We start from the raw sequence: 12,703 nt of genomic DNA, 5'->3' as shown, positions 1-12,703 counted from the left end.
CCATGATTCACATTCAGATTCCTAATTCTTTACTTATGCAGCATAAAATCTTAGCTGATGATAGTAGTAAGTTAAAAAAAGACCTCTCTTCATTAAGCGAACGACAAAATAATAAACCTTTTCTGGGGATTATTAATTATTTGATTTCTAATTTAGAAAAGATTGTAAGTTGTAGCTTTGAAGATTTAAAAAAGATTCAAATGGAATATCTAACATTAGTTTATGATTTAAAAGATTTATTATTAATAAGTAACAAAGTTAAAAATGATTTTTTAATTTTACTTTCCAATATTTCAAACGCTTTTCTTAAAGCTTATGATAATTTTACTAAAAGAAGTAATGTTTCGTGGAACAGCTATATTTTTTTAAAAAAATTAAATCAAGTTGTTTGTCCATACTGTAATGCGAACTTTATTCATACGGTTCAATCTAATCAATTTCTATCAGGAGCCTCATCAAGAGGAATGGCCGATTTAGATCACTTTTTACCAAAAAGTATTTTTCCGATTTTTGCGATTACATTATCTAATTTAGTTCCGAGTTGTATATATTGTAATCAGCGTTTCAAGAGTGCTTATTATACAAGTTTTACAAGGAATTTCTCTCCTTATGATAAAAACTTAGTAAATAAATTTAAGTTTAAATTTATTTACTCTAAAGACGACTTTAAAAGTGCTTTTGAGAAATTGGGGGAAGTCGAAGGGGCAGGTTTTTCCAAAGAGGAAAGATATTATTTAGATTTAACTTCCAAAAATGATTTATTCGATTTCGAAAAAATTGAGGAGTTCAACAAAGATGAAGAAGATTTAAATAAAATATATGAATCGCTTTTAGAGATAAAAGAGTTTAATAGTGAAAACGAAGCTATGTACAAATGCATCTTGAAAATTTCCCAAAGCCTCCATATTTATTTTATGAAATTACGACAATTAATGAGTTTAGGTGAACTGGAAGCCCTAGAATTAAATGAAAAATTAATTTCTGAATTAAGTATAGAATATGGAAAAATTCTTACTGAAAGAAAAAAATACGAATCACAAAAGAAAAAGAACTCAATTCAAAGAAAATGTATTACTGCTGTAAAAAATACCATTGAAAAAAATTTTAATAAGGTACAAAAAACCTATAATTTTAATAAAATATTCATTTTGGATGAAATTAAAACGATTAAAAAAGTTAATTTTGTGGATATCGCCCTAGGGAAAAGTGAGGATTATAAAATTGGAATTCATGCGAATTGTGAATCCGATACTGAGAAGTATATGATTTATAACAACGTTGCACTTTTTCAATTAGAGAGTGTTTATAATGAATATAGAGGCTATGTAAATAAAAAAATAGAACAAAGCTATATTTTGAATGCATTATATAAGAGTCAATTAAAAAAACAATTTCCTAATCTATTTGATGAATACTCTATAGATAATTTATCAAGTTTAATACTAAATGATGAAGAAAATCAAAAAAATGAAATTTTAGGGAAGTTAATTTATGATTTAGTTCTTTCAAACGTAAAAGCTCAATCAAGTACCTAATCTTAACTACTAATTTTTGGGGGAAATTACAGAATATTTTTTATGTGATTCCTTTGAACGGAGCTGACACCTATGATACGACGCGCTACCTTGATGGACGGAAAAGCCTTATCGGACTTAATGCGACGCATTGATCGGGAAACAAAATATATGTTGTATGAGCCGGAGGAACGCGTCCTGTCAACGGAACAAGCCGAGGCGTTCATCGAGAAGTTCGGTCAGGCTACGAACTCAGACATCTTCGTAGTGGACGTCGATGAACAACTCGTCGGATACGTGCTCGTCGTCGGTGGTGGACCGATTCGGATTCGTCATCGGGCAAATCTCGTCATCGGCTTACTGGATGCTTATACCGGTCGTGGACTCGGTGCGGGTCTATTTGAGGCAGTCGATGCGTTTGCCATTGAAGCGGGACTCGTCCGACTCGAGTTGACGGTTCGCAAGGATAACCTGCGGGCAATCGAGCTCTATCATAAGTTTGGCTTCAACATTGAAGGAACGCAGATTGCGTCTCTCTTCATCGATGGAGAATACGTTGATGAACTGGCGATGTCGAAGATCTATACGACAGAAGAATCCTAAAAAGATGCTCCGTGGACTTATCTCTGAAAAGAGACGAGACCATGAGCATCTTTTTTATGGGGATATCTTTTGTTGTTCGAAGTCGATCTCAAGAACGTTTTTCGCATAATCCTTACCCCAGTCGTACATCGCATCTAAAATTGGCATTAAGCTATGTCCATGCGGTGTCAACGAGTATTCGACCTTCGGTGGTACGACCGGATAGACTTCCCGGTGAATGATATGGTGGTCTTCGAGTTCCCGTAGTTGATTGACGAGCATCCGTTGCGTGATCCCGGGCATCAGACTTTTCAGTTCCCCGAAGCGTTTCGTTCCTTCTTTGCCTAAGTGCCAAAGAATGAGCATCTTCCATTTTCCCCCGATGATCGAGAGGGTCAATTCCTTCTCACAATTAAACTGACGGTCTTCAAAATGTGGCATCGTTCCACCTCCTGCTCCAGTATAGACTTTCTTACGTTCGACAGTATACTTTTCCGCACTATGTATGAAAAACCGCACTATGTAAATTAAAAGTGCGTACTTCTCAAGAATGCTCCTGCGGATTATATTTAGTCCTGTTCCTTCTTGAACGTCTGAAGGAAGTGTCAGGTACGACAATACAGAGAAGAATGGGAGAGATACAGAATGAAATTACAACTCGCCATCGATTTAGTCGATACAGCAGGTGCGATTGCTTTAGTCAAAGAAATCGGGGAAGACAATCTAGATATCGTTGAGATCGGCACACCGGTCGTCATCAACGAGGGGCTTCGCGCCGTCAAAGAAATGAAAGCCGCGTTCCCGAACTTAACGGTCCTCGCTGACTTGAAAATCATGGATGCTGCCGGCTACGAAGTCAGCCAAGCTGTCGCACACGGTGCCGACATCGTGACGATCCTTGGTGCAGCCGAAGACATGTCGATCAAAGGGGCAGTCGAAGAAGCAAAAAAATCAGGTAAACAGATTCTCGTCGATATGATTGCTGTGAAAGATATCGCAACACGTGCAAAAGAACTTGATGCGTTAGGCGTCGACTACATCTGTGTCCACACAGGTTACGATCTCCAAGCAGTCGGTCAAAACTCGTTCGAGGATCTTGCGACAATCAAGTCAGTTGTGACAAATGCAAAAACAGCTGTTGCGGGTGGCATCAAGATGGAGACGTTACCGGAAGTCATCGCAGCACGTCCTGACCTGATCATCGTCGGTGGTGGGATCACGGGACAAGATGATAAACAAGAGACAGCGTCAACGATGCACCGGATGCTGCAAGAGGCGTAAATGACACACATTCAAACGATTATCGAAGAGCTGACTTCGACGGTCGAAGCGATCGATGCGACGGAGACAAAAGAACTGGCAGATGCTGTGCTGCAAGCGAACCGAATCTTTCTCGCAGGAGCCGGTCGCTCCGGCTTGATGGGGAAAGCGTTCGTCATGCGGCTGATGCACATGGGACTTGACGCGTATGTCGTCGGCGAGACGGTCACGGCGAATTTACGCGAGGGTGACGTGTTAATCGTCGGTTCCGGGTCGGGTGAGACGAAAACCCTGGTTCCAATCGTCGAGAAAGCACAGCAACTCGGTGGAACGGTTGCCGTCGTAACGATCAATCCGACGTCAACGCTAGCGCGATTAGCCGACTTGGTCGTCCAACTGCCTGGAGTTCCGAAAGAACAAACGGCATCAGCAGATGAGACGGTTCAACCGATGGGCTCGTTGTTCGAACAGACGATGTTGTTGTTTTATGATGCTTTGATTCTGCAGATCATGGAAGATAAGCGGCTTGATTCACAAACGATGTACGGGAAACATGCCAACTTAGAGTGAAACACACGAAACAGATTAGTTCTCTTCAATCGAAGAGGGCTAGTCTGTTTTTGTCTGTAGATCTCTTCATGTATAAATGCGTATTAATCAGAAATTCTCCTTTCCTTCTTTTCGTAATTTTCTTAAAGACGTAGTCCCGCAACGTGAGATACTCAAAGAAAGGAAAAAAGAGGAAAAGGAGATTGTCATGCGATTTCAACGGATTGGTGTAATCAGTGCATTATTCGCTGCAAGTATTTTGACCGGTTGTATGGAATCAGACCAAAGTCCGCCAGTGAATCAGCTTAGATCACACTGGATCGAGGATAATACTGCTGAAGATGTAAATAATCCCGATGCCATCGTACAACGCATTAAAGCGAAGGACTTTTCAGAACAGGATTCGTTTGAAGCGGATTTCCGTCGTCACGTGACGTTTTACTTTAAGGATGGAACAAAAGCGCATCCGACTGAAGGCGATATCTGGAGCAGTATCGTTGTCGGAAATCATGCTTACGTAACGCTGCGTTACCCAAAAGGAGCAGATCGTCTTGCTGTACTAGAGTATACCAAGCAAGAGAAGAACTGGATGTTAGGAGGCGTCTCGTATGACGACGTTCAAAATATTAAGAAGAGTAGTTCTGCTCGCGGCTTGAATTTACCGTTCTCGACATTCCAAGCGATTATGAGTAGTTCGACTCCTAATGGGGACGATAGTGTTTGGTTCTTCCACACGAAGTCCCAAATGATTCTGCTAACCGTTGTTCCAAAGCAAGATGTTCAAGGCGAGGACTGGAAGGAAACGACACTTGCGAACGGGCAGACGGTTTACTTCGAGCAGAAACAAGGGAAAACGAACCTCTATTTCGTCGAGGACAATCAAATCGTCCTCCTGTCCGGTAACGTGTCGCTAGCACAATTAAAAAAATTAGCACGATCGATTGCTCCTGTCGACGCTGCTGATTTTCCATATTCCTAAACAAAAAAATCCGGACGCTGCGGCATCCGGATTTTTGTTTACCATTTGAAATCAAAATCAGCACCGACATCTTTTGCGAGATGGGCATCTGATCCATAGACGAGTGGAATCGATAACGACTGCGTGACTTGCAAGAGTTCCGGGTAAGGATAGGAAAGACCGCATAACGGCTTCCGGAGTCCTGCTGTGTTGACGTCGAGTGTGAAGTTCGCCTGACGGATCTTCCGTAACGTGTCGTCGAGGTTCGTTGGGTTCGACTCGAGCGGATAGGCTTGGATGAACTTCGTCGGTAACGTCAAGTGACCGAGGCGCTTCGGCTGGTGTGCACCGAGGTCCGTCATGACGAGGGCTTGGATGCCTTCATAATAGCGTTCGTGGACCGCCGTGACGCTTCCGAGTTTCGTGACGATCTCACCGAAGCTTTCCTTACTGAAGTCGACGCCGTAATACTGATCATCAATGTATAAGTAATGCAGTGAAAGAATCCCGTCGGTCAAGATGTCAGCGTAGCGAGCGATGATGTCACGCGTCCCGTCGACATGTCCTTCCCAGTAGTCGAACTCCATCCCGATCCGGATGTCGATCTGATTCTTGTATGTCTCGCGGAGTTGCGTTAATTCCTTCAGGTAGGCATCGGCTGTCGCAAACGACATTCCGGAATCGTTATCTGGTGCAGGATCCGTCACACCTTCAGGTAAAGGGGCATGTTCCGTGAAGCTGATCCGTTCTAAGCCTTGCTCTAAGGCACGCTCGATGTAGGCTTCAAGTGGATCCTTCGTACCGTGTGGACAATATGGACTGTGGACGTGACCGTCCCATTTCAATAATTGCATGAGTAACCCTCCGATTTTTTAGAATTGGCAAGCAAAGCGATTGACAATGTGCCCGAAACGCGGTATCTTATCGTTAAATAATTTAGCGTGGTACAGTGATAATAAGATAAAGGAGTGGGAGTATGCAATCATTTTCTACGATTCGACTCAAGGATGGAGCGACGGACTACGTCGGCGCCTCGGCAACGCGGCTCCAGCAAGTCATCCGTCAGCTCGAAGATGGAATCGAACAATCTAACTATACCCGATTAATCACCCCCTTAATTGAGGAAATCGGTGGACGGGAACAGATTCGGATGGATTTTACGACTAGTGTCGCGCGTGCCCTTAGCGAACGTGGTCGCGAACAATATAAACGTGTCTTCTACAGTGGCTCGGTCTTTCAACCGGAAGAGAAGTTCCAGGTCGGATTCGAGGAACGGGGACAAATCGCAGAAGTCGAAGCAATTCAACTCGCGGTCCGACTCGTCGAAGAACTGACAGGAAAAGAAGTCACACTCTCGATCGGTGATGCCGGATTAATCGAGCATTTGATCGAGACACGCGTCGGTGATCACCACTTACGCGACCAAGTGACACAGATGCTCCGTTTACGTAACGTCATCGAACTGAAGCGTATCGCGGGTCAACTCGATGATGCCTTGCTTGCAAAACTTCCTTTATTATTCGGACGTGAAGGAGCAGAAACGATCCTACCGTACGTCGACGAGACACGACTCAATGCCGTGCTTGATCTCGCGGAAGCCGTCAATGCTGATCTCGACTTCGGTCAAATGGGCTTACAGACGTATTACGACGGGATCACGATCCACGGTTTCATCGAAGGCGTGACGGAACCTGTCCTCGTCGGTGGACGCTACGACCGGCTTTATGAACAATTCGGACAAGAACAACAGGCGTTCGGCATCGGATTCTCGGTCGAACAGTTGGCGGAGGTGCTCTAAATGCGAATCGGAATTACGAAAGGACGGCTGTCGAAAGCGACAGAACGTTATCTGAAAGAAGCTGGCGTCGAGACATGGGGAGCCATTGAACGCGAACTGATCGTCAAACGGGGCGAGCACGAATTCGTCTTCATGAAAGGATCGGACTTGATTCCGTACGTTGCTCAAGGTGTCCTCGATGTCGCGATTACGGGGAGTGATATCTTACTCGAATCGGATCAAGAACTATCAGAACTCGCGGAATTACCGTTTGGTGTCTGCCGGATGTCGGTCTGCGCGAAGGAGCCGTTGCAATTTGAAGGTGGACGCCGCGTCCGGATTGCGACGAAGTATCCGGTCATCGCGAAACGCTACTTCAGCGAACTCGGTGTCGACGTCGACATCGTACCGTTAAACGGTTCTGTCGAACTAGCACCGTTACTCGGTCTTGCTGACGCAATCGTCGATATCGTCGAGACAGGTGAGACGTTACGGGCAAACGGACTAAACGAATACGAAAAAATCATCGATATCAGCGCTCGATTCTTTACGAGCGAATGGACGTTAAAACGGAAGCGGGTGGAAGTCATCCGCTTGCTCGAGCAATTGACAGAAGGAGTGACACGATCATGACACCGACAAAACCTTTCAGCATCGATCGCGACACGGAGCTCGCGGTCCGCGCGATTCTCGAACGCGTCGCAACAGACGGTGACGCTGCTGTCCGCGATTACACGAACCAATTCGATCAGGTCGATCTCGAGGACTTCCGTCTTAGTGAAACACGGATCACACAAGCCTTCGAACAGGCAGATGCCAACTTGATCGACTCGTTGAAGTTGATGGCGACACGACTCGTCGAATGGCACGAACAAGAACTGCCGTCCGACATCGAACTCGTCGAAGCAGACGTGACACGACGTCAACGGTTCGTTCCCGTTGATTCGGTCGGGATCTACGTTCCAGGTGGTGCAGCAAGTTATCCGTCGACGGTCTTGATGAACGCCATCCCAGCGAAAGTTGCTGGTGTCGAACGCGTCGTCATGGTGACACCGATGACGAACTTAAGTGATGAGGTGCTCGTTGCGGCTCGGATCGCTGGTGTGACAGAAATCTATACGATTGGTGGAGCACAAGCTGTCGCCGCGCTGACATTCGGAACAGAAAGCATCCAAGCCGTCGATTTGATCGTCGGACCCGGGAACCGCTTCGTCGCTGAAGCAAAACGCCAAGTCTACGGAATTGTCGGCATCGACTCCGTCGCTGGTCCATCAGAAGTCGTCGTCATCGCGGACGAAACAGCGCATCCAGACCGGATCGCAGCAGACTTACTCGCGCAAGCCGAACACGACCGTGATGCTGTCGCGATCGCCTTCGTGCCGACGGAAGAGATGAAACAAGCGGTAGATGCGGAGATCGAGCGACGCTTACAACAATTGCCGCGTCAAGAGATTGCCCGTCGTGCAATGGAAAACGGTGGCGTCTTCGTCGCTCCACTTGAGAAAGCGATCGAAGAAGCGAACCGTCTCGCAGCGGAACACTTGGAACTTGCCGTTGCCAATCCGCAAGAGGTCGTCAAATCGATCCGTCACGCCGGGATGATTTTCCTCGGTCACGAGACACCGGAAACACTTGGTGATTACGTCGCCGGAACGAACCACGTCTTACCGACATCCGGAACAGCTCGTTTTGCGTCTGGATTATCAGCACGGACGTTCCTGCGCCACCAGACGATGCTCGAAGCAACACGCGCAGGCGTACAACGTCTCGCGAACGCAGCGAAGACCGTTGCTCGGGTCGAAGGACTCGAAGCACACGCACAAGCCATCGAAGTGAGGGAAGACTAATGCGATTACACCAAAACGAACGATTCACGACCCACAGTCCAGTCGGGATCGAAGCGATCCAGGAATTGATCGCAACGTTCCCTTTAAATGAATATCCTGTCGAGATCATCGATCAAGTTAAGGCATCGTACGCAACATACGCCGGTGTCCGTCCGACGCAACTCGTCGCCGGAAACGGCTCGGACGAGTTAATCGGCTACTTATGTGCCCGCTACGGGGGACCCGGCATGCCGGTCATCGCCTCAGAACCTGACTTCGTCATGTACCAGTTCTACGCTGACCGCGCACGGGCACCGTTTGAACGGGTACCGTTACTTGACGAGATGGCGCTTGACGTTGAGGGATTGATCGCAGCACCGGGTGAGATCATCTTCCTGAGCCACCCACACAATCCGTCTGGTGTCCTCCGGAAGGAAGCGGACATCCGTCGCTTGCTCGACAGTGGTAAATACGTCGTCATCGATGAGGCCTACATCGACTTCGCGCTCGAACAATCGATGCTTCATCTACTGGAAGAGTATCCGAAAGCGATTATCTTACGGACGCTCTCAAAAGCGTTCGGACTCGCATCGCTCCGACTTGGTTTTGTCATCGCGAGCGAACAAATCATTGAAGAAATCGAACAGATTAAATCACCGTATAACGTCTCTGGTCTATCAGCAGCTGTCGGCATCGCCATCATGGCAGAACCGGAACTCGATCGGGTCTTAGAAGAAACGTACGCGAGCCGCGAAGCGATCGAACGGATTCTCGCCCCGATCGGCAAGACATATCCGAGTGCAGCGAACTTCGTCTATGTCGAGTATCCGGTAGCCGAACGCTTTACGCAGCGTTGTGCTGACGTCGGATTACGAATCCGTTTGTTTGACCAGGCCTTCCGTGTCAGTTGTGGATCACCAGAAGCGATGCAAGTATTAGAAACGTGTGTAGAGGAGGAATTACGATGCGGCGTGGCGCAAGCGAACGAGTAAGTGCAGAGTCAGACATCAAAGTCGAGATTGATCTCGCAGGAGGTCCGGTTGAGATCAAGACCGGTGTCGGCTTCTTTGATCATATGTTGACATTATTTGCCTTCCAGGCCCGGATTGGTCTGAAGGTAACCGCAAAAGGTGATACGTGGATTGATGCCCATCACACAGTCGAAGATACCGCGATCGTCCTCGGGGCAGCATTGACGGAAGCACTCGGTGATAAAGCCGGGATCGAACGCTACGGCGAATCGCGTGTACCGATGGATGAGACCCTTGCGTCGGTCGTCCTTGATTTCAGCGGTCGTCCGTTCACCGTCTTCCGTGCTAGTTTCAAGAATCCGAAGCTCGGTGACTTTGATACGGAACTCGCAGAAGAGTTCTTCCAAGGCTTATCCCGGAGTGCTCGGATGACAATTCATGCCGAAGTCTTATATGGTTCAAACACCCACCACATGATCGAAGGGTTGTTCAAAGCACTCGGTCGAGCCGTCCGTCAGGCAGTCGCCGTGACGAGCGAAGGGGTACCGTCTACGAAAGGGTTGATTGATCAATGATAGCAATCGTCGATTATGGCGTCGGGAATATCGCGAATGTCGAGCGGGCGTTAAAGGAGCTCGGCGAAGCAGTCATCGTCACGAGTGACACGGAGTTGCTCGACCAAGCAGAAGCACTTGTCTTACCGGGTGTTGGTGCTTATGCACCGGCAATGGAGCGCCTGAAGGAAACGGGACTCGTCGACTTCTTAAAAGAACAAGCGGAAAAGAAACCATTCCTCGGAATTTGTCTCGGAATGCAACTGCTCTTTGAATCAAGTGACGAAGATGGACTGACGGAAGGTCTCGGGATCTTACCGGGAACGATCGAAAAACTACCGAGCGACGTCCGCTTGCCGCACATGGGTTGGCACCAGCTGACGAACCACGGCGAAGCGGTCTATTTCGTCCACTCGTACGGCGCTGTTTGTGACCCAGAATGGATCGTCGACGCGGTTGAATACGGACGTCTCGTCCCAGCAATCGTTCAAAAAGGACAAGTCACCGGGATGCAGTTCCACCCGGAAAAGAGTGGCGAAGTCGGACTGAAACTACTGAAGGAATGGAGAGAGACGACATGCAACTCTACCCAGCAATCGATTTAATGAGCGGACAGGCTGTACGCCTGAAGCAAGGAGATTTTGACCAACAGACATTCTTCGGCGATGCACTGACGATCGCGAAGCGCTTCAAAGAAGACGGGGCAACAGCAATCCACTTGATCGATCTTGACGGGGCGAAAGCCGGCGAACCATTGCACTTGAACTTGATCGCCGACATCAAAAAGGAGACCGGGTTGTTCGTGGAAGCTGGTGGTGGTGTCCGTAACATCGAGACCGTCGAAGCATACGTCGGTGCCGGAATCGACCGGATTCTCGTCGGCACGGTCGCTCTTGAAGACGAAGCGTTACTCGAGCAGATGATTGCCCTCGCTGGTGATAAACTGGCCGTTGCGTTGGATGCCAAAGAAGGCATCGTCCAAACTCGCGGTTGGCTTGAAGCGAGCGGTTGGACGCTCGAAGAGGCAATGACACACTTGATCGGTAAAGGGATCAAGACGTTCCTGTATACGGACATTTCACGTGACGGGATGATGATGGGACCAGACGTCGATGGCCTCGATCGGTTAAAACGGGAAGGGGTCGAATTGATTGCTTCCGGTGGTGTGACGACAGTTGACGACGTCGCGCGTCTGAAAGAAATCGGGATGGACGGAGCAGTCGTCGGTCGGGCGTTACTCGACGGATCACTCGCCTTAAAAGAGGTGTTACGCGTATGTTGATGAAACGAATCATTCCCTGTCTTGACGTCAAGGAAGGGCGTGTCGTCAAAGGGGTTAAATTCCAGAACTTACGTGATCTTGGTGACCCGGTCGCCGTCGCGAAATACTATTACGAGCAAGGGGCGGACGAACTCGTCTTGCTCGATATCTCAGCAACCCAAGAAGGACGCGAAACGATGCTTGATATCGTCGAACGCGTCGCAGAAGTCATCTATATGCCGTTTACGGTTGGTGGCGGAATTAAGACGATTGAAGATGCGAAACGGTTGATTCGTGCCGGTGCTGATAAAGTCTCACTCAACTCGTCAGCGCTTCAAAATCCGCAATTGATTCAAGAAGTCAGCCGGCTGTTTGGTGTCCAAGCGACGGTCGTCGCAATCGATGCGAAACAGACAGGCGACTCGTGGGGGGTCTTCTCACACGGTGGCACACAACCGGTCGGACGTGACGCGATCGAATGGGCGCAGGAAGCGGTCGCGCTTGGTGCCGGTGAGTTACTCGTCACGTCGATGGACGCTGACGGCACAAAAAACGGCTATGACCTCGCCTTGATCCGTCGTCTGCGTGAAGTCGTCAACGTGCCGATCATTGCTTCCGGCGGTGTTGGAACGCTCGATCACTTGGCGGAAGGTTTGGAAGCAGGCGCCGACGCAGCCTTAGCTGCTTCGATTTTCCATGAAGCGACATACACGATGCCGGAAACGAAAGCTTACCTCAAAGAACGGGGAGTCAAAGTCCGATGACGACATTGAATTTTTCAAAAGGACTCGTCGCTGCTGTCGTCGTCGACGAGCAGACGAACGATGTCTTGATGGTCGGCTTCATGGACCAAGCCGCCTATGATAAGACGCTTGCGACCGGTCTTGTCACCTTCTTCTCACGGACGAAGAATCGTCTTTGGACGAAAGGGGAGACGAGCGGGAACACGCTTGAGCTCAAACGGATGTGGATCGATTGTGATCAGGACAGTCTATTGATTGCGGTCAAAGCGAACGGTCCGACATGCCATACCGGAAATCGCAGTTGTTTCTATACGGAAGTGGAGGTGCCCGATGTTATACGAACTGGAACAGACGGTCAAAGCGAAGATTGACGCCAAGGAAGCAGAATCCTATACGAACTATTTGATCGCTTCTGGGTATGAGAAGATCGCGAAGAAATTCGGCGAAGAGGCATTTGAAGTCGTCCTCGCCGGTAACGATACGTTAGCAGAAGAGACAGCAGACTTGTTGTATCACTTAACGGTCTTGCTCGCTGAGCGTGGTGTCTCATTCAAAGAAGTCGAAGCCGTCCTTAACGAACGTCACGGAACAAAATCGACGTTCAAGGATCGCCCGGATATTGAACAGTGGTAAACAGAATCCATATCGCATACGCGATGTGGATTTTTTTGATAGAGAAATGGGAAAAGACAAACAGATGACGGTTGT

The 12,703-nt window shown here is 48.1% G+C and carries 15 protein-coding genes and 1 pseudogene; 14 read left to right on the top strand and 2 right to left on the bottom strand.

Features of this window, described 5'->3' with window-relative positions; all coding sequences use genetic code 11:
* Positions 1-2 precede the first annotated feature (2 nt).
* Positions 3-1,535, top strand: a complete 1,533-nt coding sequence (locus P401_RS0110850) for a hypothetical protein (protein ID WP_029342460.1) — start codon at positions 3-5, stop codon at positions 1,533-1,535.
* Positions 1,536-1,607: 72 nt separating this feature from the next.
* A complete protein-coding gene (locus P401_RS0110845) occupies positions 1,608-2,117 on the top strand; it encodes a GNAT family N-acetyltransferase (protein WP_029342459.1) in 510 nt (169 codons plus the stop codon).
* 54 nt (positions 2,118-2,171) lie between these two features.
* Here P401_RS0110845 and P401_RS0110840 read toward each other — a convergent pair whose 3' ends face one another.
* Positions 2,172-2,537: a winged helix-turn-helix transcriptional regulator gene (locus P401_RS0110840; protein ID WP_029342458.1), complete on the bottom strand. Its 366-nt coding sequence runs from the start codon at positions 2,535-2,537 to the stop codon at positions 2,172-2,174.
* Positions 2,538-2,741: 204 nt separating this feature from the next.
* On the opposite strand from P401_RS0110840, the gene hxlA reads away from it, so the two are divergent.
* From hxlA to P401_RS0110825, 3 genes are all read left to right on the top strand, one after another.
* On the top strand, positions 2,742-3,377 hold the full coding sequence (hxlA, locus tag P401_RS0110835) for a 3-hexulose-6-phosphate synthase (RefSeq protein WP_023469194.1): 636 nt from the start codon (positions 2,742-2,744) through the stop codon (positions 3,375-3,377).
* The gene (gene hxlB, locus P401_RS0110830) at positions 3,378-3,926 is read left to right on the top strand and encodes a 6-phospho-3-hexuloisomerase (protein WP_029342457.1); all 549 of its coding nucleotides are present in this window, start codon (positions 3,378-3,380) and stop codon (positions 3,924-3,926) included.
* 187 nt (positions 3,927-4,113) lie between these two features.
* Positions 4,114-4,884, top strand: coding sequence for a hypothetical protein (locus tag P401_RS0110825; protein WP_029342456.1), 771 nt, complete (start codon positions 4,114-4,116; stop codon positions 4,882-4,884).
* Between the two features lie 38 nt (positions 4,885-4,922).
* On the opposite strand, the gene hisJ is transcribed toward P401_RS0110825, so the two are convergent.
* Positions 4,923-5,717, bottom strand: coding sequence for a histidinol-phosphatase HisJ (hisJ, locus tag P401_RS0110820; RefSeq protein WP_029342455.1), 795 nt, complete (start codon positions 5,715-5,717; stop codon positions 4,923-4,925).
* 122 nt (positions 5,718-5,839) lie between these two features.
* Here hisJ and P401_RS0110815 point away from each other — a divergent pair, with 122 nt between their 5' ends.
* The 9 genes and pseudogenes from P401_RS0110815 to hisIE all read left to right on the top strand — a co-directional run bounded on the left by P401_RS0110815 (position 5,840) and on the right by hisIE (position 12,628).
* Complete coding sequence (locus P401_RS0110815) at positions 5,840-6,661, top strand: ATP phosphoribosyltransferase regulatory subunit (protein ID WP_029342454.1); 822 nt, start codon at positions 5,840-5,842, stop codon at positions 6,659-6,661.
* Positions 6,662-7,273: an ATP phosphoribosyltransferase gene (gene hisG / locus P401_RS0110810; RefSeq protein ID WP_023469189.1), complete on the top strand. Its 612-nt coding sequence runs from the start codon at positions 6,662-6,664 to the stop codon at positions 7,271-7,273. It abuts the gene before it with no gap.
* On the top strand, positions 7,270-8,487 hold the full coding sequence (gene hisD / locus P401_RS0110805; protein WP_029342453.1) for a histidinol dehydrogenase: 1,218 nt from the start codon (positions 7,270-7,272) through the stop codon (positions 8,485-8,487). Before hisG ends, hisD begins: the two co-directional genes overlap by 4 nt.
* Entirely contained in the window at positions 8,487-9,458 is a 972-nt protein-coding gene (locus P401_RS0110800) for a pyridoxal phosphate-dependent aminotransferase (RefSeq protein WP_029342452.1), read from the top strand. Before hisD ends, P401_RS0110800 begins: the two co-directional genes overlap by 1 nt.
* Positions 9,431-10,012, top strand: a complete 582-nt coding sequence (hisB, locus tag P401_RS0110795; RefSeq protein WP_023469186.1) for an imidazoleglycerol-phosphate dehydratase HisB — start codon at positions 9,431-9,433, stop codon at positions 10,010-10,012. The genes P401_RS0110800 and hisB overlap by 28 nt, the downstream gene beginning before the upstream one ends.
* Positions 10,009-10,596 carry an imidazole glycerol phosphate synthase subunit HisH gene (hisH, locus tag P401_RS0110790; protein ID WP_029342451.1) on the top strand — a complete coding sequence of 196 codons (588 nt, stop codon included), beginning with the start codon at positions 10,009-10,011 and terminating at the stop codon, positions 10,594-10,596. The genes hisB and hisH overlap by 4 nt, the downstream gene beginning before the upstream one ends.
* Positions 10,569-11,273 (top strand): 1-(5-phosphoribosyl)-5-[(5-phosphoribosylamino)methylideneamino]imidazole-4-carboxamide isomerase, encoded by a 705-nt coding sequence (gene hisA / locus P401_RS0110785; RefSeq protein ID WP_029342450.1) that lies wholly within the window; start codon positions 10,569-10,571, stop codon positions 11,271-11,273. Before hisH ends, hisA begins: the two co-directional genes overlap by 28 nt.
* The gene (gene hisF / locus P401_RS0110780; RefSeq protein WP_029342449.1) at positions 11,267-12,016 is read left to right on the top strand and encodes an imidazole glycerol phosphate synthase subunit HisF; all 750 of its coding nucleotides are present in this window, start codon (positions 11,267-11,269) and stop codon (positions 12,014-12,016) included. Before hisA ends, hisF begins: the two co-directional genes overlap by 7 nt.
* Positions 12,013-12,628: pseudogene (gene hisIE / locus P401_RS18900) on the top strand (bifunctional phosphoribosyl-AMP cyclohydrolase/phosphoribosyl-ATP diphosphatase HisIE). The gene hisF and the pseudogene hisIE overlap by 4 nt, the downstream one beginning before the upstream one ends.
* The last annotated feature ends 75 nt before the right edge of the window (positions 12,629-12,703 follow it).

The sequence above is a fragment of the Exiguobacterium acetylicum DSM 20416 genome (assembly GCF_000702605.1).
Lineage (GTDB): Bacteria > Bacillota > Bacilli > Exiguobacteriales > Exiguobacteriaceae > Exiguobacterium_A > Exiguobacterium_A acetylicum.
Note: the sequence above shows the minus strand (reverse complement) of the source record. Positions and strands in the feature narration are given on the sequence as shown.

Excerpts from the sequence above, each read along its gene's own strand:
- P401_RS0110845 (WP_029342459.1), top strand. The coding sequence starts at position 1,608 with ATGATACGACGCGCTACCTTGATGGACGGAAAAGCCTTATCGGACTTA.
- P401_RS0110800 (WP_029342452.1), top strand. The coding sequence starts at position 8,487 with ATGCGATTACACCAAAACGAACGATTCACGACCCACAGTCCAGTCGGG.
- hxlA (WP_023469194.1), top strand. The coding sequence starts at position 2,742 with ATGAAATTACAACTCGCCATCGATTTAGTCGATACAGCAGGTGCGATT.
- P401_RS0110850 (WP_029342460.1), top strand. The coding sequence starts at position 3 with ATGATTCACATTCAGATTCCTAATTCTTTACTTATGCAGCATAAAATC.
- hxlB (WP_029342457.1), top strand. The coding sequence starts at position 3,378 with ATGACACACATTCAAACGATTATCGAAGAGCTGACTTCGACGGTCGAA.
- hisH (WP_029342451.1), top strand. The coding sequence starts at position 10,009 with ATGATAGCAATCGTCGATTATGGCGTCGGGAATATCGCGAATGTCGAG.
- P401_RS0110840 (WP_029342458.1), bottom strand. The coding sequence starts at position 2,537 with ATGCCACATTTTGAAGACCGTCAGTTTAATTGTGAGAAGGAATTGACC.
- hisA (WP_029342450.1), top strand. The coding sequence starts at position 10,569 with ATGCAACTCTACCCAGCAATCGATTTAATGAGCGGACAGGCTGTACGC.
- hisF (WP_029342449.1), top strand. The coding sequence starts at position 11,267 with ATGTTGATGAAACGAATCATTCCCTGTCTTGACGTCAAGGAAGGGCGT.
- hisJ (WP_029342455.1), bottom strand. The coding sequence starts at position 5,717 with ATGCAATTATTGAAATGGGACGGTCACGTCCACAGTCCATATTGTCCA.
- P401_RS0110815 (WP_029342454.1), top strand. The coding sequence starts at position 5,840 with ATGCAATCATTTTCTACGATTCGACTCAAGGATGGAGCGACGGACTAC.
- hisG (WP_023469189.1), top strand. The coding sequence starts at position 6,662 with ATGCGAATCGGAATTACGAAAGGACGGCTGTCGAAAGCGACAGAACGT.
- hisD (WP_029342453.1), top strand. The coding sequence starts at position 7,270 with ATGACACCGACAAAACCTTTCAGCATCGATCGCGACACGGAGCTCGCG.
- hisB (WP_023469186.1), top strand. The coding sequence starts at position 9,431 with ATGCGGCGTGGCGCAAGCGAACGAGTAAGTGCAGAGTCAGACATCAAA.
- P401_RS0110825 (WP_029342456.1), top strand. The coding sequence starts at position 4,114 with ATGCGATTTCAACGGATTGGTGTAATCAGTGCATTATTCGCTGCAAGT.